This window comes from Nostoc sp., from assembly GCF_036919595.1.
Taxonomy (GTDB): domain Bacteria; phylum Cyanobacteriota; class Cyanobacteriia; order Cyanobacteriales; family Nostocaceae; genus Nostoc.
This window is the reverse complement of the sequence record NZ_JBALCO010000092.1, coordinates 20,674-38,353: the sequence shown is the minus strand read 5'-3', so window position 1 is coordinate 38,353 and position 17,680 is coordinate 20,674. Positions and strand designations below refer to the sequence as shown.

Sequence of the window (17,680 nt, the reverse complement as noted above, 5' to 3'; positions counted from 1 at the left end):
GACAATACAATGGTATATCAGTGTATGTGTTTTGCAAATTTTTGTTTTAAGCCAGTGATTCACCGCTGTAATGCAAATCTACAAGTCTAATTGGGCTTCTTAGCCCATAAACATGAAGCTCGGCCCGATAAAAACACACGTCAGTAAGGGGACGGTGGCGGATACCTTTAACCGCTTTACCGTAAACTTCATGAGTTGCTGGGACAACTGGATAGTTTTTATTGGTTTTAGAGACGCTAATTAGTTCTTCATTAAAAGTAATTCCCGCAACTTCTAAAACCCGCTCAATAACTCGAACCGCTTCTATTTGAGACGCTACAAAAAGGCTAAATCTCACTCCATGCGGTAAATCGCGGTAAGTAACTTGCAATGGGCCACGTTCCCAAGTAAAACCATTTCCTTCTGCGAAAGTTTCTTTAATTCTTAAAGCAATAGAGTGAGCTTGACTTTGGCTTATAGTTGCAGAAGTCTCGTTAACTAATCGCCAGCTAATTTCGGCTTTGGCTCGTTGAAACTTGTTTTCTGCTAAAAAGGTGGAGTAGTCCTCTCGAAAAATTAATTTAACTTCTGGTCTTTGGGCTGTAAATATTCGGGATTGATAATCTTCTGTAGGAATTGCATACAGCGGCGCTGGAAGATTGCCTTTAAATTCAAACCAGAAAAGCATTAACCGGAGGAGAATCATGTCTACTGTATCATCTTCTGCAAGTAGACAAGCAAGTTTCATTCCTCCTAGAGGATGTTCTAAATCTGCGTCAGGAACACCAATAAAAGTTTGTTGGACTGTTCTATTATGTGTTCCAATTAGCATTTCTAGCAAATGCTGGGCTGGGCTAAAATCATCAGGTAAAGCCATAGCTAATCTTGCACACTCTTAACTTCTTCAGGGCTAGGAATTGGTGATTTACTGACATTGGTACTATTTGTTGCAGCTTCAGCCGTTGCTTTATGCTCTGGAGGTTTAAAACCGTCAGCGGCATCGCTCATGCCTTTACTTAATTCCTCTGTTTGTTTCCCAAAATCATCTATAGCTTGTCTGCCTTGTAGAATTGATTGAGCAACAAAATCTAAAGATGTTACGACATTTAAAGCTTCACCCAAGAATTTAAAAAAGTTGTTGTGAAAGTTAGGCTGAGGATTCATCCAATTAAAAGCATGTTGCCCAACTACCAAATATTTTTTGAGGGCATTTCCAATAGAGGCATTCCATGAACCAATAATTTCTAATGCTTGCAGAACACTAAACACCATGTTCTGAATTGCAAATAAAGTATTAGTTGCGGCTTGATAAATCCGATTTAAAGCTTTCCATTCCTTTTTAAATCCTGTTAGTTCTTCTTCTCCCAGAATGGATTTTAAAAGTTCTTCAACCTCGTGCCCCAGAATTTCATTAAGATTTAAAGGATTATTGTCTTTATCTTTAATCCCTACAACAGCTAGCATATCGCTAATCATTTGTAGGGTTACTACTTTTAAGCTATCGCACAAAAAATATACATTTTGTACTGTCATTACAAAAGTGAGTATATTTAGCGCTCTATCAAGATGCAACCATTCAGTTAGTTTATTAAAGCCTTCAAAGAAGTTTTGTAAGAAGGCAGATATTCCCCCGTTTGGAAGTAAATTTCCTAATTTAGTATTAATTAATTCTAAAAGTGCTAATTGTGCAGCATTTGCCCCAGTATTAATTTTATCTAAAATATTATTTGCATTTTTATCATTATTTTGATTGATTTTGTCAGCAGAATTATCTAAAGCGTTTCCTAAACATTTCCCAGGTTGAGCGATTTCGCATACTGCATTTTGGGTAGTTGCTTTATTAGCGGCTTGGACTGTAGGACTATGAGCAATTGCATCGGGGATTCCATTAATAACTGGTGTTAGCCCAGCTATTAAAGCGCCTATTTCTATAAGTTTTTTAACTTGTTCTTCTATTGCTTTTTTAGTAGCTTCATTGTTATCCGATTGTTTGCGTGTTTCCGCTTGGCTGCTTGTTTCTGGTTTAGGTACTGTGTTACTTTTCGGTACTGAAGATTGAGCATCACTTATTGGATGTGGAGCCGTGGTAGTTGGTAGCCCGCTTGGTTGCAATCCGTTTGCTACTAATGGGTTTGCAACTAAAGGATTAGGTTTAAAAGAATATGGATCTTCACCATCAATACCCGTTGGTAAAACGTTTCCTTGAGAATCGTATTTAACTGTTGAACCGGGAAAAGACGGCGGACCTAAAGCAAGTCCACCACCTTTGCTTGATGTTACGGTTCCCCCACCTGGGGTATTGAAAGTAATTGTGCGCGGTGCGGGGATATCATCGGGTTCAGCAAAGGGCAAAGGTGGCGGAGGTGGTTGTTTTATTGCAGGTAATCCCCCTCCTAAATTTGAGGGTACTTGAGTTGGATTTGGGTTTTTACTTGGGGCTAACCCACCATGACCAGGAAAGAACGAAGCATTGCTATTGGGTGTGTTATTTGCAGGGATACCTGGTACTACATCACGGTTTTTACCTTTTTTTAGCCCAGCAGCTGGTTTACCTGAAGGGACGGTATTGTCAGTGTTTAATGATGCGCTAGCGCCAGCAAAATAATAAGGTTGATTATCCGGTGGAGGGGCGGGGGCTGTTAAATCTGGATAGACTTCGTTTGTTCCGTCAACTCTTGAAACTTTAATATTATGGGGATTTCTAGCAATAGTGTGGGCTGGATGCCCTACTTGAGGAAATTGATGTTGTGGATTCCCGTCTTGATCTAAAACATCTGAAGTAACTACAAACCCGATTGGGCCATCAATTCCCCCATTTTTAAATTCAATACTTGCAATGGGGCCTGGAACTACTGTTTCAACTGTTCTCTCTCCATATAACGATTCCCCGCTAGGTGATTGTAAAACTACGTCAAAACTTCCGGTGACCCTGTATTGAACTCCTGGGGCTTGTCCCCCTCTAAAGGGTGGGTAGTTAGGAGTATTTGTAGTTAAATGTTCCGTACCAGCCGGGGGAGTTTGCGACCAAATAAAATTGGCAATATCTCCACCAATTATTCCCCCAACCATCCCACCGATTACTCCACCAATAGGGCCAGCGACAGCCGTCCCCACAATTTCAAGCGCGACGCTACCAACTAAAACCGCCCCTGTTCCTGATGCAGCTTGGACAATCGACTGGCCGTGAACAACTCGACTTGCAAAATCGACTCCGGCGATTACACCGGGAACAACAAGCCTGCCGGCTGCTTGAGGTAAAGAGCGCGGCAATGCTTCTGCTAAACCCACCCCAGCCGATGATGAAATTGGTTCTTTGAGCGTTGCGCTTGTTGGGGTTGCTGTTGGTTCTACAAGCGGGCTAGCTCTTGCTGCTGTATTGTTTGGTGTTGGGGGTGGTGCGCCGGTAGATGGCGATGGTTGTCGATCTGGCGTTGAAGTTGACGGCTGAAAGTTTTTTTCATAATCTCTATCTGATACTGATGGTTTCTCTAATTCAGGCGACTTTGTTTGCTGTAATGCGAGATTACGAGCAATTTCACGTTCTTTTAATGCTGCCTCTCTTGATGCTTGTGCTTCTTTTTGTTCTAAAAAAAGAGAACGCCGCCTCTCTTCCTCTTCTCTATAGTAAGCCGCCTCTCCAGGAGAAATGCCACCAGAGGGCTTTTTGCTACTGAGATTTTCCAATGGCAAATTTAATGGGGTAGCTGTAGGAGGTTTATCTGTAAGCGCTCCATACATGTCAGCATTAGCGTAATCTAAAGAAGTAAACTGGCGTGGGTTGTCTGCCATAATTAATTTGCGCTAAAACTTGCTGGTAAAGCGGTATTGCTGAGTGGTTGAATGAATGTCCAGGGCTTACCAGTTGCACTCAAATAATCCGGGGAAACTTCCAGAGACAAACGACAAATCATTCTTGTTTTAGAATCTGCTGCCACCCAAAAAGTCCCTGCTTGGGCTGCGCGTTCTGTATAACCCACGCCTTCAATTACTGTTAACCCTGAGTTGATGGCAAATAGGGCTTGTGCTGACCACGCGTGCAATTGTTCTAAAGTTGTGATCTGAGAGGGAATTTGAGTTGCGATATTAATTGCCGTCATCTGAAGAGGTTTCTAAATAGTTACTCTTCTGTTTTATTAGCTAGTTGAAAATAAGTAAATGTTCCAGTTGTATGCAATTTCGGAAGTGTTTCTACCCATTCCAAATTTCGCTATATCTCAGATGTAGAGATAAAACTGTCATAAATATGGAGAAATACACCTGTTTTGCTTTCTTGCGAGGTTAAACAAGAACTCGGTTTAATTTACATTACATCTTTTCTCCGTATTTATATTTAAAAATACAGTGTAAATTTTTGTCAAGATATTCTGGTTTTACTTAAGGCTGCACGCGATTGGCCTTCAACTAGGCAATTGTACTTTTTATCTACTATCCTGAACCAGAGTATAAAAACCAGAGGCATCCCATGACTACGACTCCCGACTTTTTGGACAAATTGACCGGCTTCTTTCAAAACGCGATCGCGAGCATCCAAGAAAATGTGCAGCTGAGGTCTGAAAACGCCCAACTAAAAGCGGCTAACACCGAATTGACTTCTAAGCTTGAGGCGATATCTTCATCTTTAAGTCAAGACGAGCAGGAAAAAGCCGACACAGCAGCAAAGCTGTCCAGCCTAGAGCAACTTTTGGCAGAGTATGAATCAACGTCTGCGCCTGTTGCCGTCGCTGCTTAAAACCTCAACAAATCGATTGCGATCGCCGGAGGCTCATGGCGCTTGAGCCATCGCGCTTGGATTTCACCGGAGCGATCGCCTCGAGTTGCTGATCACCAAATGGCGAACTATAATTAACCGCTTCAATCAGGTTTACTGAGCTTATTTGGCTTAACGTGATCCCACTTGCCAGAGGCGTATTCTATCTGCAATTCCCTGCCACCACTCTTAAACCCAACAATTTTTACTACTTCTCCTCCATACATAGCTGTTCTGCCTGGTTCAGGCTTCCAGGTTAATAACGTGAGATCAGATAATTTCACGCGGATTATATCGATATCACCGGCAAGGATGATTTTAGCAAGAGCTTTGGTGGCAATTATTTCCTGAATCTTGGCTTTTTTGTTGTGAAGGGAGCAGTGGCAGATATCACCTTCGCGCAAAACGGTAAAAGTAGGACTGGCTTTAGATGGGGAACATTTCTCAAATTCTCCAGCTACAAAGAATAATCCAGATGCAGTCCTGATAGTTTTATCGTCAAGTCTATCAATGGTTTCTTCACGTCCAATCAGTTCCGGTCTGCCGGGGCAGGCAATGACGCGGATCGTATCTTTGGTTTTAAAGCCAAGTTCCGCCAGTTTGGGCCGATGTAGTATGTCGCTGTTGTCATCGAGGCGATCGCGATCGCCTGTGATCACCTCATGATCACCTTGCGATCGCCTTGACGGATCATCTTCGTTACAATTTGGAGCGCTTGTCAGATAAACGTTTTCGGCAATTGTAACGGAGGTGATCATCGAAACATCGTTTTTTCGCGTTTTTTCTTCAATCTCCAATTCTATTTTTTTTGCGATTTCAGGCATACTTAGATGATTATCTTCGTTACAATTGGATAAAGGTGCTCTCTCTGCATGGCTTACAGGATTGTTAAGGAGTTGTGCATCTGAGATGATCATTAGTTGTGCACTAGTTGATCTATTGTTTTGATACAAAGCATCATTGTCGTCGTTTGGCTCCATCTGGCAAGCATTTGAGTCATTTTCAGAGATGATCCGCGGAGATGATGTTATTGTTGCGCTTGGTAACGGATTTTTTGTACTACAGTCTTGAGAATAACGGGCAATGTAATACAGCTTGATTGTGCCGCGATGGCTTTTCTCATCAAGGCCTATAATCCCGTCTCTAGCTAATTGCAAGCAGCAGCGCCTAGCGTTGCCAGAGGTGGTATTGATGTGGTGGGCTATCTCTTCAGCTTCATACTTAGTGTTAGCGTGTTCAAGCAAAAATTTGACGATGCGATCCTTGGTGGGCAAATCTGAGGAGCCTAATTCTTGTCCAACTTCCTCTAATAGAGAGAAGCTAAAACTCTCTTCATTAAAGAATAGGCGATAGCTTACAGGGAAGCGGCGCGATCGCGATTTCTCAATCGTGAGAATTTTCTCTTGAACGTTGGCCCCTTCCTTGGTATCTTTCTCAAGCTTGATTACTTCTGAAACAGCATTCTTAATCGCGGTGGCTCCCCTGGCTTGTCCGTTTCTGTTGGTGTGGTGAACGACAACCACGTGTATCCCAGTTTCATCTGCAAACTTGTTTAACTCTAAGATGGGGCGAGAGTATTCTGTTCTGTTTTCGTCATAAAGGGAATAGCGATTAGCAAAGGTAAGGGAGTCGATCATTACGATCGCAGGCTTAAACTCAGCAGCATCTTGGTAAAGAGTGGGCATAGCGTCCGTATTCCAGCCAAACCGGACTTCTGTTCTTTCTCTAACTTCTGTGCCTGGCTTGAATCCGCGTTTGTTCAAAGCCTGAAGCATATCGTGTTTTGACTCATCCCCCTGGTAAATAAGAACCCGCCTTCCATCGGAGGTGGCAGGAAAGCCATTCCAGTTTTCGCCGTTAGCTATGGAGTAGAGCAAGTCATAAAGCAACTTCGTTTTACCAACACCACCATCAGCGATTAAAAGTGTCGTGGTTGCCTGTGCAAGCATTCCTCCCAAAAGCCATTTCCTCCCCTCTGTGCCCACTTCTTCTTCGAGTTGATCTAAACTTTTACGTGGCTCAACTGTGGCGCACAGCGATTTCATGTAAAGGTCTTCGAGTCCTTTAACTCCTCCTCTAATCTCAGGATTAGCATTAGCTAGTTGATTGAGCCTGTATAATTTCAGCCCAGGATTAGATGTTTTTAGGTAAACATTTTCTAGTTCATTTATTAACTGATTGTAGTGCCACTCTTCATTTTCTTCTTTTGTTGGTGATAGGGGCGCTGAGAAAATTGGTTGAATTCTTTTTTCAAATGCTACACAAATATCCGTCCAATCTGTCTGGGTGTCGCAAGCTAAAGCAGCAAGTTCGTTACTTCCTTTGATTACTTCACGAAGGGTAGCTTTGAAAATAACTGAAGCTGCGAAACTATCAATGTTTACAGCGCTAACCGTTCTATCAACAAGGGTAGCTATTTTATTCCTTCCACCAATCTTCTCTAACAACTTATGGTCTGACAACCAGCTAGTGACATGCAGTGCGCCTGTTGGTATTCCTTTTTTAGAAACACGAAGACAGGCTTGGTAAATATCTTTGTGCGCCCCGATGTAAAAATGTTCTGGTCTTAATCTGTCTTTAACTCTGTAGATAGCGTTTTCATCAAGCAATATCCCACCCAATACTTGTTCTTCGGCTTCAATGTCGCACGGTGGTATCCTGTTATTATCAGGTTCAAAACTTGTTTCTTCAGTGTACGAATAGGGGACTAATACCATTTTCTTGTCCCCCGATTAGCTAGTTTTGAGTTGTTTAATGTGGTAGAATATAAGAAAGTGACGGCTATCCTACTGCCTAATCTTCTTAAATATTTATCCATTTTTTACCTATTTTTTTTGTTGATTGGATTCACTAATTTCTAATTGGTGAGTTTTTTTTTGCGTGTGATCAATCACTTAGTTGCTATCGAAACACTGGGATTAGAAAGGGTCGATCGCAATTCTAGGGATTGGGGTCGGGGGAATCGGTTAGTTGCAGGTACAACAGAAAGTTATCCAACTGGTCAAGGGACAGTGAATAGCGCGATCGCACAGAGTAGAATTTCTGCAAATGCTCTCGCCCTTGGGTATCTGTCCAATTCAACCGCCGCATCTGATCATCTATTTGATTTATTAGAGCGTTGAAATCTTCGTCAATTACTAGTTGAGCAATGGACTGCTTAAATTGAGTCATCGACAAAACACGACTAAAAATCTTTGGATTTTCTGTAAATAACTGAGGTAGACTCGCGATTATTTGAGTCGCTAACTTTTCGGCGTGCTGGTCAGACGTGATTGCTGGGATCTGGATTTTGATGTAGTCCATCAAGAGGCTTATTGATTGGGCTAGGGCTGTATTCGCCATTAGTTAGGAGTTAAGAGTTGAGCGATCGCTTAAGGGAATTTGCTGCAAAGATGTTGTGGTATTCGCTGCCACCAGGTTTTAATTTCCCCGTTTTCGTCCAGAATGGCGATGTAAAAGTATTTGGGGAAGTCGGGATGTTCAAAGTTGATCCACTCTGGCGGAGGTGGCAAGTATTTATTTATGTCCGGAAATAATTCGCTCTTGTCTGGCATCTGAGAAGGTTCTTGCTCACTCATAAAGTCTTTGTAGTTGGTAATTGGTCATGCGATCGCACTTATCTTTGGGTGGCTTTTTAGTTCATCGAGCCTTGGGCATTGTGACTGACTTGTTTTTTTACAATTGCTACTACCTTTTTGAGTTCGTCCACTAACAAGGGGTTCTCGAGAAACAGATTTGGTAAGTTATTCAATACAACGGCTGCTACTACTGCGGATTCATTAGGTTTCAATTCTGGGTGAATGGTGCGGATGTAGTCAATAAATTGGTCTAATTCATAGAGGGCTAGAATTCTCGCATCAACTAGCTTTGATGAAATTCTTCGTTTAATCATTGGTTGTTCCTCATCTGCGATCGCACTTTCTGATCATTGGTTTTATTCCTTGGTGGTCGGTGGGAAAGATTAGGGAAGGCGGATCAAGTTGGCGCTTGATCCGCCATGTTCTGTAGCCAAAGAGAAAATCAAAATGAGTCATAACAGAAAAGAAGTACCAGCCTCCAGCGATAAGAGTAAAAAAATCAGCGAGGATAAATATAGATTCAACTTCAGCTATGAAGACAGATTTGACCTGGATGATGAAGATGCTATATCTAATTTTTCTTCACCGCTTAATAACGTACCTCCGATGCTGAAGTTCAAAGACTTTATGCAAGCTATTTCTAACTGGATTATAGGGATGAGTTCTAAGTATTCAGGAAATCACGAATGGTTTTCGGAAGAGGGTTGTAAGTGTGAGGTTTTGCTCGTTAAAGGTGGAGGCTGGCAGAAGGGACGATTCCGTTTTCGGCTAGAATTTATTCCTGACAACCCAGAAGCTTTTTTGCAAAAATCTTCTCCAGAAGATAAAAAACCAGAGTCACCCTTGGAAGATTTGCGATCGCAACTCAATCCCGAATAGTCACAGATGCGTCGCCTGCTGATGGCAGTAGGCGACATATCCATGAATAAAGCCGTCTACCACATGGCAGACGGCTTATAGAATTTCTTCTATTTGTGTTTCAGTAGAAACTAAATCATATATTTCTTCCTTAAGTGCCTGTACTTCCTCTTTGAAAAGAGTTTCTGTTCCCTTGCTTTCTTCTAAACGCGTCTCAAAATGTTTCTGCTGCCCGTGGACATAGGACAAGAAAGTTTTTTCTATCAGTTCGAGACGCTCAAGGATTTTCCCAGAATCAGACTTTTCTCGGACACTTGTCCTAGAGTTATTTTCTCCTGAGCTATCGAGCGGAGTAATTCCGATCGGGTCAATCCCATTGATTGAGCTATTGTCTCTAAGTGCAACCAGTCCTCCTGGCTCATTCTTACGTTGACCAACTTCGAGTCTTCTGCTAACTGCTTGGGTCGTGCCATTCTTTGTGTTCACCGCAAGGACATCTCCATTTTATCTTTACAGAATTTTTTTGTATATACAGAACTGTTGACAGGTTATGTCTTTACAGTATACTAGCATTAGTTTCGTAAATACAAAATAAAAGCTACCACCCCAAACCAGGCAGAGATAGCAGCCTGCCAGCAATGAGCGAACGCCAAAGACCTGCTAGGGGAAACATGCCCAATGCCCAATACCCAACTCCCAACCAGACAGAGATAGCAGCCTGTAGCCGTAGTGCAAATGAAAGACCTGCTGGGAGTTGAGAAAAGAAAAAAGCGACCACTACGCGCCAGCGATCGCCTTTGGCTCTTGATAAAAAGCAGTTGAAAATTAGTGAGGTTTTTAATGCCTAACAGCTTAACAGACGTAAACCCAAACGACATCATCACCCACGTTGAGCAGAACTTTAGCCGCGCCCAAGCTACCGGCTTAAACTGCCTAATCTTCCTGGCACTGCGCGAACAGACCAGCATTGCCTACCAGAGGAAAGAATTGGGATTTGAAGATATCCCCGAACAGGTCATTGCCTGGTGCGACGGATTGGAAGAAGACGACCTTTTGGATCTGGCAGCACGGATTACAGCAGGCTTATTAGACAACTTAGGAGAAGTGGGAACACAGTATCTGTACGACTTATTCGACGAAGTTACCGCCGCAGCGCTACACACTAAAAGCGCCCAAATCCAGACTACACAGGGATTAGGCAAATAAAAGCTATCGTTTCAGGGCTGGGATCGAGCAACTTACGAGGCATTTATCACCGACTTACGAGGCATTTATCACCGACTTACGAGGCACTTATCACCAACTTACGAGGCACTTATCACCAACTTACGAGGCACTTATCACCGACTTACGAGGCATTTATCACCGATTTACGAGGCACTATGACCGACCAACAAACCACAGATCGAGCTACTACTAATGGCAAATCCACTAACGGGACTGAACCTAAAACCAGAAAACCGAGAGAGTGGAAAGAAATGGCAACAGATCCACTTTCCGAGGGTTTTGATGTTCATCAAGCTGAATACGTAGTTGGAAGAACTCAAATATCTTTTGAGTCTTTAAAGCCTGGTCAACTGTTTGCCCGAAGCAAAAGCGGGAAAAGCCTTTGTATAAAACTCAATGACGGGCGCGGGGTTTGTCTTGACACCCGTGAGCCGATTGAAGTCAGTCCACAAAAGCGAAAAAGTTGGCAGATATGGCTAGTAACCCTTTTCAACTCAACCACTGCAAGCAAAGCCGATTTTTAAAGGCGATCGCCCATCTACCAGGATTGCGATCGCCGCCCACATCATGCGGTCACAACAATGAAAACCACACATCTACACATTCAAGATTATGACAGAAGACATCAACAAATCCTACGTTAAACGTTACATTGACCAAGCCAGATCAACAGATGACCAGAATTTGAAGAATAACGCTCTCTACCGGGCTGGCACTCAGATGGAAGTAATCAACTGTGATGGCAATGACAAACTCACCCCCCAACAGCAGCAGATAGTACTGGATGCGGCGAATAAGTTGCTAGGGGGTCAGTAGTGAATCAAGTAACCATTCTAATTTGCACCATAGCCGCTTTAGTAATTGCTTTCGCAGCACTATGGAAGCAAGAGATTAATCGCCATTGCCCTTTTTACCTCAAAATCGAGGTGCAGTATGGCAGATGAGCAAAAAATTGTCGTCGAGGTTCCCAGCGACCGGGGTTATTCCCCCGTGACTAGTACAGCCGAGCTATCCAAACTAGAAGAATTCAAAAAAGGGTGGGCAGATGCGATCGCCCTCCCAGACAATCTACTGGACTTAGCTTATCAGCTTGCTTCTACAGTGGCGATTCCCGCTTTATTAAGTAGCTGTTGGGTGAATATCCCCATCCCTTGGTTTATCCGCTTGGGAGTAATGGGGATGTTAGGAATGGCGGGGTTTGTCGTCATCTACTTACAGCAAGCCGTGCCAGAGGTGAAAGATATTCTCCTATTCCGGGTTGGGTTAGTTGCTGTGGGGGTGTTGCTAGGAATATGAGCAGTGAGTTGCATCCTTCCCAGTTACACCAACACTTGCAGATGTATAGCCGTGCCAAGTGGTCATCTTGGTGCAGTTTAGCTCTGGGCTGCGGCTTACTGTTTTTGGGGGCAACTCAAAAACCTGAATCTAAGCCGTGGATACTAGCGGCATCGGTTGGGACTTTAGAAGTAGGGCGCAGACATCGCCAAACTGCCAAACTGCTGCTTGAATCTCTAGGCGACATCGACCGCGCCTCAAAGCTCAACTTCCAGGCGTGGGCCCGTGCTAAAACTCAGCCCACAGCAGAGTTAGCGTTGACTGTTGGCGCTATTGATGCTAACTGGAAACCTGATAATCTGATAACAGATCCAGTTGATTACATCCAGAAGAAACAAAAACACGTTGCTTTAGTTGGTGGCACGGGTGACGGGAAATCGACTTTCACTCAATACTTGTCATCAAAAATCGGTGGGCGAGTCGTTGTCTATGATTCCGACGCCAAGCCCGATGATTGGGCATGGATTGATCAAGCTGATGTCATTGGGCGTAAAGGAAATTTCAAAGCCATCGACACCGCGATGGGTAATGACCTTGAAACCTTAGAGTCGCTTGTCCAATTGCGCGGTGAGGGGGGAGATAACGCGATCGCCGGTCGAGAACGATTCATGATCGCAGAAGAATTTCCGATTTTGGTGGACGAATGCGGAAATTCTACCGACTGGATAAAACGCCACGCCAAACGGGGCAGGCGATATAAACAGTTCATTTGTGCCTTGGCCCAAAACGACACCGCCGAAAACTTCGGACTGCAAGGTGACAAAGACATCCTTTACAGCTGCTTTGTCTTGGTGAGATTAGGGCAGTTTGGGCGCGACTACGCTAGGACTAAACTTAAAGATCCTCAGTTAGAGCAGTGGTTGAAAGCTGGTGGAAAGAAGCGGTTTATGGTCGATGACTGCCCGTGTGAGCTTGATCTGAGCAACTGGGGAACCGGAGCAAGGGTGCAGCCGGAAACCTCCGACCTGGATTGTGAGGAGGTGCGATTAACCCAAGACCTGAATGAATATGAGCAAATCATCGTCGCTTGGGGACAAGCGCATCCAAGGGAGACTCTGAAAGCAGCGACGCTTCAGCGCAACAGTCAACCATTCAAGAAAGATGACCCAGAGAACATCAGAATTATCTTCCAGTCCCTAGCTGACAGGGGATTGGGGGAAGTTGAAGGAAATGGCGATCGCCTCGGCTGGAGGTGGCAGAAGTAACGTCTACAGTTTGCCTACAGTCCATCTACAGGCTGTAGGCAAAGCGATACATGCCAAGTTACCGATTAAATAACCAGTACTTAAGTTGAACTGCGATCGCTCAACACATCGCCGATAACTACTCGAAAGTGCGTCTACACCGTCTACAGTTTTTTACCCCAAAAAATTCGACTGTAGACGGCAAAAATTGGCTCAACTAGCGGGTTTTAACTGCTGTAGACAAAAATTATGGTGTTTAAAAAACTTAAAAAATCCTAATAATTTGTAACTCTGCGATGAAAGATTGTCCAATTGGTTTAATTTGTGGTGATTTCGAGTGCGATCGCGCCTTGTGCAATTTTTTAGCCGAGCCGTGGCCATTGCCGTTTTTCGTTAACCCTTGCTGGCGTCCTTGATGCTGATTTTTTCGTAACAGGAAATGACGATCACTATTATCCAAGGTACAGGAAGGTTACATAATGGATGAAGACCGATGGATCAGCCCTGACCTGCAAACCGGAAAACTCATAATTCGTTTTCGCGTTCGGGGTTTTAGTAAGCAGTTTTATCTCAACACAGGACTGGGATGTAGTAAAACTAACTGGGATATAGTTCGTTCTCGCAAGGAAGTGATAGAGCGAGATATCGCATTGAATCGCTTTGACCCCACACTAGAACTATATAAATTTGGAAATTACAAAAAGCCTGTAGTACTTGTACATCTATTTTCTTTGCACGAACTGTGGGCTAAATTTTTAGATTTCTAAAGCCAACAATTAGAGCGCTCAACATTAGAAAGTGACTATAAACAAATAACGAAAATCATTGCTGGCTTACCAACTCAGTCCCTTAAGGAAGCTGCAACAATTAGAGATTTACTATTAAAAAACTATAGTTATCACACTGCATACAAGGCGCTTGCAGCTTTTTCCAGGTGCTGTAAATGGAGTGTTGATTCTTGCTTGATTGATTTTAATCCTTTTGAAAAAATTCGGTTGCCAAAGCCCAAAAATCCTAGTAACGAAAATGAGCAAAAAGCTTATACCTTGGAGCAGCGGGATTTAATTATCACGGCTTTTGAGTCTCACTTGAAATTCTCGCACTATAGCAGCCTGATTAAATTTTTGTTCTGGACTGGATGCCGACTTGGAGAAGCCTTTGCCCTGACCTGGGACGACATCAGCCGCCAATGCACACGCATTTCTATCACAAAAGCTTATGCCTCTCGTGTTTGCGTTCTCAAAGGCACTAAGAATAACAGACGGCGGGTTTTCCCTTGCAAAAAAGGATCAAAACTACAATCCCTACTTTTAGAAATTCAACCCGACGCCCCAGACCCAAAAGGATTGATTTTTAAAAGTAAAGCAGGACGGAGAATGAATTTAAACATCTTGGATAAATGCTGGAGGGCACACGACAGCAAAAGCTATCGTTATAACGGTGTAGTCGCAGAATTAGCTGACCAAGGCATAGTTCCTTACTTAAAGGCTTATAGCACTCGACATACTTTCGCCACTTGGGCGATCGCTTCTGGGGCATCTCCTGAAAAGGTAGCTTACTGGCTCGGTGATAACGTCGAAGCGGTCTTGAAGTACTACTGTCACCCAGATGTCACCAAGGCAGAGTGCCCAGATTTTTGAATACTACTCATCTGCTACTCAAAAACAAGTTAAAAGTGCTTGCAATCTAATTAGGTGGTAATTCCAAACTCATTTCACCCAACAACCCCTTGCGAAAATCTGTTAAAAGTTGCCTTGCAGCACGCTCTATATCACCTTTGTAACGATGCTCTGCCAAGGCGTGCAAATAAGTATCTCCGCTGTCTGATACCGAATCGAGTTGGTAACGGGACTGTAATGGTTTTTTTGGTAACAAATCTGTGGCTACAGCTTCCAAATAGTTTAGTAAATCCACTAGGGCTGCTGCTACTAGCTGATTATCGTAAGATGCTTCACCGATATCATCACAAATGGCTAATTTCAAAGCTGCGTCTTGGTCTTCCAACCTTACAGGGATGACACCAGGAGCATCTAGCAATTCCAAATGTTCGGAAATTCGCACCCAGCGCAGTTGGCGAGTTACCCCAGGACGGGCTGCACTTTCCACTACTCGCTTTCCTAACAGACGGTTAATCAAAGCTGATTTGCCAACATTGGGAAAACCAATCACCACAGCCCGCACTGGACGGGGTAACATCCCGCGATCGCTTCTTCTTTGATTAAGTTCTACCCCAGCGGCTTGCGCTGCCCGTGCCACTTCTGCTATACCTTTACCATGTTGAGCGTTGGTAAAATAAGGGACTTCTCCCTGACGTTTAAACCAATCTATCCACAGCGATCGCATTTGCGGCGTAATCATATCTACTCGGTTAAGTATCAACACCCGTTTTTTACCCTCCACCCACTCGCCTATTTGGGGATGGTGAGTCGCTAAGGGAATCCGGGCGTCTCGCACCTCAAACACTACATCTACGCGCTTAAGCTGTTCTTTGAGCTTCTTTTCAGCTTTAGCAATGTGACCTGGATACCATTGAATCAGGTTTAATCTATAGTTTTGAGTTATAGCCATAGTCAATTACCAAATAAATTATTATTACTTATCAATTATCATTCACTATGGCTTGATGTAAAATCAGACGATTGCCATCAGGGTCATAAGCATAAATTTCTCTGCCGTGGTCAGCAATGGAAATATTGCCTGGTGGAGGATAGCCCAAAGCAGTTAGGTGAGCGATCGCATCTTCTAAGTTACTCACCTCTAAACACAAACTTATCTTACTTTTGGCAATCGTTTCAAATTCCGATTCATTTGTGTTCTTGGGTTTAAAAATACCTAATCGCATACCAACCAAATTAAACTCAGCATAGATATTCGGAATCAAAATAATTGGTTTTTGCTCCAGAAATCTAGTATAGAAATTCACTAACTCCTCACAATTAACCGATGCTATGGTGACAAATGCGTTAGTGTACTGGAAAATCATATAAGCCTTAAGTTATTTGATTTTTTTGAGATCACTTTTCTAAAGTTCTTACACTCAGGACTTGCGGTGGTGTCGAATCTGGTGGATAAATCACATCTACCTGTACTATCCGCTTAGTCGAAGGTGGAAGTACAAGCTGCACCAATGGTTCTAAGACCTGACCAGTTCTGTGCCATAGATGTACATAGCGCGTCTTTTGTTGACCTTGGTCATCAAAGTAGCCGCACTGTACCACGGAAGAAAGGAAAATCTAGGGATGGTTTGCGAAAACGCACACCACCTTGAGATAATTTATCTTCTTTAATCCATTCTGGGCTATTACTGTTAAAAACGGGTATTTTATCCAACTCACCTGGTAGAGCCAGAACTTCTCCTGGTTGCACAATTTCTTGGGGTGCTGACTGAGGTGAAGTTTGAGCGATCGCTGAATTATCTTTATCAGCTGTGCTTCCATTGGTTTGAGTTATGCCAAATCCTAATAGAAGTATGAATAGAGGTGATGGTAATTTAGCTAGCATAAATTTGAGCGTCAAGAAAGCTGTGGTGTCAAATATAACAAGTTATTACTACAACTTCCTGGAAGCGAATTTCGGAGAATGCGATGCTTACGGCGGGCGCAGCCATCGCTGTTAAATTTTAAGTGTAGTGCCAAGTTCAGTATGCGGCTTTGATGTTCAAAGGGAGTGTCGATGGTTTAAGCGATCGCATGACCACAAGTGCGTAATATTTATAAAAATTTGAATTTGAGAACGTTCAGTGATTGTAGAAATAAAATCAAGATAATCAGTCATCTATGCAAAAATCTGCTGTAAATTTAAAATAAAACCATGAAGAACATCTTCACCCGATAAACTTGTGGGAGATTGTAAAACTTTCGGTGCAAGATTTGGGCGATAAATTATTACTTGTTTATCTTTAGGATTAATTAACCAACCAAGTTGTAAGCCATTTGCTAAGTATTCCTCCATTTTTGCTTTAGTATCTTCTACATCATCAGTCTCAGAAACTAATTCCACTGCAAAATCAGGACACAAAGGGAGAAATTTCTTTCTTTGTTCTGGGGTAAGAGCATCCCATCTTTCTATCCTTATCCAAGAAGCGTCAGGTGAACGAGTTGCCCCATTTGGCAGTTTAAACCCAGTAGAAGAATCGAAAGCTTTTCCCAAATTATTTTGATTGCTCCAAAACCATATCTGACCTAATAAATCAAAATTACGGTTTCCCGTTTCTCCCCCAGTAGGTGACATGATAATTAATTCCCCTTCAGCAGTTAACTCTAGTCGTAATTCTTTATTCACGGCTACAATTTGTGCAAATTCCTCATCAGTAAATTGCAAATTAGGAGGTAATTGTAAGGTTAAAGCAGTCATAATTAATTGCGCTCCACAAAAATCCTAGTTGCATCAAACCCATGCGCTGCTAAATAGGGAAGATTTAGCCTCTACCTCTACTTTAGGAATTCCTGCCAACAAATGCGACGTTGTTTTATTTTTTAAAAAAGTTTGGGGTAGGTATAGGTGTGAGAGATTGAATGAGAAAACAAAATCTCCCGTATAGTGTTATATCACTCACCACATACGTACACTAATTTTTGTATTGCAGACTATCCGTTTACCATTCTGTCTCGTAGGGTAAATCAGGTTTATCCGATGAGAGAAAATAACCTCTCGATTTTGCGGTTAGTCTTGTAAAGGTAACGAGCGCGGAGGGATTTGAACCCCCGACCCACAGAACCGGAATCTGTTGCTCTATCCACTGAGCTACGCGCCCTTAACCTTTTATATTATAG

At 42.9% G+C, this 17,680-nt stretch carries 21 protein-coding genes, 1 tRNA gene and 2 pseudogenes; 9 read left to right on the top strand and 15 right to left on the bottom strand.

Annotation, left to right across the window (positions count from 1 at the left end; translation table 11 throughout):
* Positions 1 to 46: 46 nt before the first annotated feature.
* From V7K21_RS13420 to V7K21_RS13410, 3 genes are read right to left on the bottom strand one after another with little or no spacing between them, the layout of a single operon-like run.
* Complete coding sequence (locus tag V7K21_RS13420) at positions 47 to 856, bottom strand: hypothetical protein (RefSeq protein WP_335174944.1); 810 nt, start codon at positions 854 to 856, stop codon at positions 47 to 49.
* 2 nt (positions 857 to 858) lie between these two features.
* Positions 859 to 3,768 (bottom strand): hypothetical protein, encoded by a 2,910-nt coding sequence (locus V7K21_RS13415; RefSeq protein ID WP_335174942.1) that lies wholly within the window; start codon positions 3,766 to 3,768, stop codon positions 859 to 861.
* Positions 3,769 to 3,770: 2 nt separating this feature from the next.
* Positions 3,771 to 4,076, bottom strand: coding sequence for a glucose-6-phosphate dehydrogenase (locus tag V7K21_RS13410; RefSeq protein WP_335174940.1), 306 nt, complete (start codon positions 4,074 to 4,076; stop codon positions 3,771 to 3,773).
* Positions 4,077 to 4,441: 365 nt separating this feature from the next.
* Between V7K21_RS13410 and V7K21_RS13405 the strand changes: the two genes are divergently transcribed.
* A complete protein-coding gene (locus V7K21_RS13405) occupies positions 4,442 to 4,708 on the top strand; it encodes a hypothetical protein (RefSeq protein ID WP_335174938.1) in 267 nt (88 codons plus the stop codon).
* A gap of 122 nt (positions 4,709 to 4,830) precedes the next feature.
* On the opposite strand, the gene V7K21_RS13400 is transcribed toward V7K21_RS13405, so the two are convergent.
* From V7K21_RS13400 to V7K21_RS13385, 4 genes are all read right to left on the bottom strand, one after another.
* The gene (locus V7K21_RS13400; protein WP_335174936.1) at positions 4,831 to 7,443 is read right to left on the bottom strand and encodes an AAA family ATPase; all 2,613 of its coding nucleotides are present in this window, start codon (positions 7,441 to 7,443) and stop codon (positions 4,831 to 4,833) included.
* A gap of 223 nt (positions 7,444 to 7,666) precedes the next feature.
* Entirely contained in the window at positions 7,667 to 8,068 is a 402-nt protein-coding gene (locus V7K21_RS13395) for a hypothetical protein (RefSeq protein WP_335174934.1), read from the bottom strand.
* Positions 8,069 to 8,097: 29 nt separating this feature from the next.
* Positions 8,098 to 8,304: a hypothetical protein gene (locus V7K21_RS13390; protein ID WP_335174932.1), complete on the bottom strand. Its 207-nt coding sequence runs from the start codon at positions 8,302 to 8,304 to the stop codon at positions 8,098 to 8,100.
* Between the two features lie 56 nt (positions 8,305 to 8,360).
* A complete protein-coding gene (locus tag V7K21_RS13385) occupies positions 8,361 to 8,618 on the bottom strand; it encodes a hypothetical protein (RefSeq protein ID WP_335174930.1) in 258 nt (85 codons plus the stop codon).
* Positions 8,619 to 8,751: 133 nt separating this feature from the next.
* Here V7K21_RS13385 and V7K21_RS13380 point away from each other — a divergent pair, with 133 nt between their 5' ends.
* Positions 8,752 to 9,183, top strand: a complete 432-nt coding sequence (locus tag V7K21_RS13380) for a KGK domain-containing protein (protein ID WP_335174928.1) — start codon at positions 8,752 to 8,754, stop codon at positions 9,181 to 9,183.
* Between the two features lie 75 nt (positions 9,184 to 9,258).
* Here V7K21_RS13380 and V7K21_RS13375 read toward each other — a convergent pair whose 3' ends face one another.
* Positions 9,259 to 9,648, bottom strand: coding sequence for a hypothetical protein (locus tag V7K21_RS13375; protein ID WP_335174926.1), 390 nt, complete (start codon positions 9,646 to 9,648; stop codon positions 9,259 to 9,261).
* 354 nt (positions 9,649 to 10,002) lie between these two features.
* Between V7K21_RS13375 and V7K21_RS13370 the strand changes: the two genes are divergently transcribed.
* From V7K21_RS13370 to V7K21_RS13350, 5 genes are all read left to right on the top strand, one after another.
* The gene (locus V7K21_RS13370) at positions 10,003 to 10,368 is read left to right on the top strand and encodes a hypothetical protein (protein ID WP_335174924.1); all 366 of its coding nucleotides are present in this window, start codon (positions 10,003 to 10,005) and stop codon (positions 10,366 to 10,368) included.
* Positions 10,369 to 10,544: 176 nt separating this feature from the next.
* On the top strand, positions 10,545 to 10,913 hold the full coding sequence (locus V7K21_RS13365; RefSeq protein ID WP_335174923.1) for a hypothetical protein: 369 nt from the start codon (positions 10,545 to 10,547) through the stop codon (positions 10,911 to 10,913).
* Positions 10,914 to 11,001: 88 nt separating this feature from the next.
* Positions 11,002 to 11,205: a hypothetical protein gene (locus tag V7K21_RS13360; RefSeq protein WP_335174921.1), complete on the top strand. Its 204-nt coding sequence runs from the start codon at positions 11,002 to 11,004 to the stop codon at positions 11,203 to 11,205.
* Between the two features lie 117 nt (positions 11,206 to 11,322).
* Complete coding sequence (locus V7K21_RS13355) at positions 11,323 to 11,685, top strand: hypothetical protein (RefSeq protein WP_335174919.1); 363 nt, start codon at positions 11,323 to 11,325, stop codon at positions 11,683 to 11,685.
* Positions 11,682 to 12,929, top strand: a complete 1,248-nt coding sequence (locus V7K21_RS13350) for a hypothetical protein (protein ID WP_335174917.1) — start codon at positions 11,682 to 11,684, stop codon at positions 12,927 to 12,929. The genes V7K21_RS13355 and V7K21_RS13350 overlap by 4 nt, the downstream gene beginning before the upstream one ends.
* Positions 12,930 to 13,173: 244 nt before the next feature.
* On the opposite strand, the gene V7K21_RS13345 is transcribed toward V7K21_RS13350, so the two are convergent.
* Entirely contained in the window at positions 13,174 to 13,368 is a 195-nt protein-coding gene (locus tag V7K21_RS13345; protein ID WP_335174915.1) for a hypothetical protein, read from the bottom strand.
* A 19-nt stretch (positions 13,369 to 13,387) separates the two neighbouring features.
* Between V7K21_RS13345 and V7K21_RS13340 the strand changes: the two genes are divergently transcribed.
* Together V7K21_RS13340 and V7K21_RS13335 are read left to right on the top strand one after the other, a co-directional pair.
* Positions 13,388 to 13,675: a hypothetical protein gene (locus tag V7K21_RS13340; protein ID WP_335174913.1), complete on the top strand. Its 288-nt coding sequence runs from the start codon at positions 13,388 to 13,390 to the stop codon at positions 13,673 to 13,675.
* A 228-nt stretch (positions 13,676 to 13,903) separates the two neighbouring features.
* Positions 13,904 to 14,548: a tyrosine-type recombinase/integrase gene (locus V7K21_RS13335; RefSeq protein ID WP_335174911.1), complete on the top strand. Its 645-nt coding sequence runs from the start codon at positions 13,904 to 13,906 to the stop codon at positions 14,546 to 14,548.
* 46 nt (positions 14,549 to 14,594) lie between these two features.
* On the opposite strand, the gene ylqF is transcribed toward V7K21_RS13335, so the two are convergent.
* From ylqF to V7K21_RS13305, 6 genes and pseudogenes are all read right to left on the bottom strand, one after another.
* On the bottom strand, positions 14,595 to 15,476 hold the full coding sequence (gene ylqF / locus V7K21_RS13330; RefSeq protein ID WP_335174909.1) for a ribosome biogenesis GTPase YlqF: 882 nt from the start codon (positions 15,474 to 15,476) through the stop codon (positions 14,595 to 14,597).
* 31 nt (positions 15,477 to 15,507) lie between these two features.
* Positions 15,508 to 15,891, bottom strand: coding sequence for a VOC family protein (locus V7K21_RS13325; RefSeq protein WP_335174907.1), 384 nt, complete (start codon positions 15,889 to 15,891; stop codon positions 15,508 to 15,510).
* 31 nt (positions 15,892 to 15,922) lie between these two features.
* Positions 15,923 to 16,196: pseudogene (locus V7K21_RS13320) on the bottom strand (DUF3370 family protein); the annotation flags it as partial.
* Positions 16,197 to 16,220: 24 nt separating this feature from the next.
* Positions 16,221 to 16,409: pseudogene (locus tag V7K21_RS13315) on the bottom strand (DUF3370 domain-containing protein); the annotation flags it as partial.
* A 273-nt stretch (positions 16,410 to 16,682) separates the two neighbouring features.
* Positions 16,683 to 17,261 carry a Uma2 family endonuclease gene (locus V7K21_RS13310; protein WP_335174905.1) on the bottom strand — a complete coding sequence of 193 codons (579 nt, stop codon included), beginning with the start codon at positions 17,259 to 17,261 and terminating at the stop codon, positions 16,683 to 16,685.
* 327 nt (positions 17,262 to 17,588) lie between these two features.
* Positions 17,589 to 17,661 (bottom strand) — tRNA-Arg (locus tag V7K21_RS13305).
* Between the last annotated feature and the right edge of the window lie 19 nt (positions 17,662 to 17,680).

Bases quoted from the DNA above. Each gene is read 5' to 3' on its own strand.
- V7K21_RS13360 (WP_335174921.1), top strand. From the start codon at position 11,002: ATGACAGAAGACATCAACAAATCCTACGTTAAACGTTACATTGACCAA.
- V7K21_RS13355 (WP_335174919.1), top strand. From the start codon at position 11,323: ATGGCAGATGAGCAAAAAATTGTCGTCGAGGTTCCCAGCGACCGGGGT.
- V7K21_RS13310 (WP_335174905.1), bottom strand. From the start codon at position 17,261: ATGACTGCTTTAACCTTACAATTACCTCCTAATTTGCAATTTACTGAT.
- V7K21_RS13350 (WP_335174917.1), top strand. From the start codon at position 11,682: ATGAGCAGTGAGTTGCATCCTTCCCAGTTACACCAACACTTGCAGATG.
- V7K21_RS13405 (WP_335174938.1), top strand. From the start codon at position 4,442: ATGACTACGACTCCCGACTTTTTGGACAAATTGACCGGCTTCTTTCAA.
- V7K21_RS13390 (WP_335174932.1), bottom strand. From the start codon at position 8,304: ATGAGTGAGCAAGAACCTTCTCAGATGCCAGACAAGAGCGAATTATTT.
- V7K21_RS13410 (WP_335174940.1), bottom strand. From the start codon at position 4,076: ATGACGGCAATTAATATCGCAACTCAAATTCCCTCTCAGATCACAACT.
- V7K21_RS13415 (WP_335174942.1), bottom strand. From the start codon at position 3,768: ATGGCAGACAACCCACGCCAGTTTACTTCTTTAGATTACGCTAATGCT.
- V7K21_RS13325 (WP_335174907.1), bottom strand. From the start codon at position 15,891: ATGATTTTCCAGTACACTAACGCATTTGTCACCATAGCATCGGTTAAT.
- V7K21_RS13385 (WP_335174930.1), bottom strand. From the start codon at position 8,618: ATGATTAAACGAAGAATTTCATCAAAGCTAGTTGATGCGAGAATTCTA.
- V7K21_RS13380 (WP_335174928.1), top strand. From the start codon at position 8,752: ATGAGTCATAACAGAAAAGAAGTACCAGCCTCCAGCGATAAGAGTAAA.
- V7K21_RS13420 (WP_335174944.1), bottom strand. From the start codon at position 856: ATGGCTTTACCTGATGATTTTAGCCCAGCCCAGCATTTGCTAGAAATG.
- V7K21_RS13395 (WP_335174934.1), bottom strand. From the start codon at position 8,068: ATGGCGAATACAGCCCTAGCCCAATCAATAAGCCTCTTGATGGACTAC.
- ylqF (WP_335174909.1), bottom strand. From the start codon at position 15,476: ATGGCTATAACTCAAAACTATAGATTAAACCTGATTCAATGGTATCCA.
- V7K21_RS13370 (WP_335174924.1), top strand. From the start codon at position 10,003: ATGCCTAACAGCTTAACAGACGTAAACCCAAACGACATCATCACCCAC.
- V7K21_RS13400 (WP_335174936.1), bottom strand. From the start codon at position 7,443: ATGGTATTAGTCCCCTATTCGTACACTGAAGAAACAAGTTTTGAACCT.
- V7K21_RS13365 (WP_335174923.1), top strand. From the start codon at position 10,545: ATGACCGACCAACAAACCACAGATCGAGCTACTACTAATGGCAAATCC.
- V7K21_RS13340 (WP_335174913.1), top strand. From the start codon at position 13,388: ATGGATGAAGACCGATGGATCAGCCCTGACCTGCAAACCGGAAAACTC.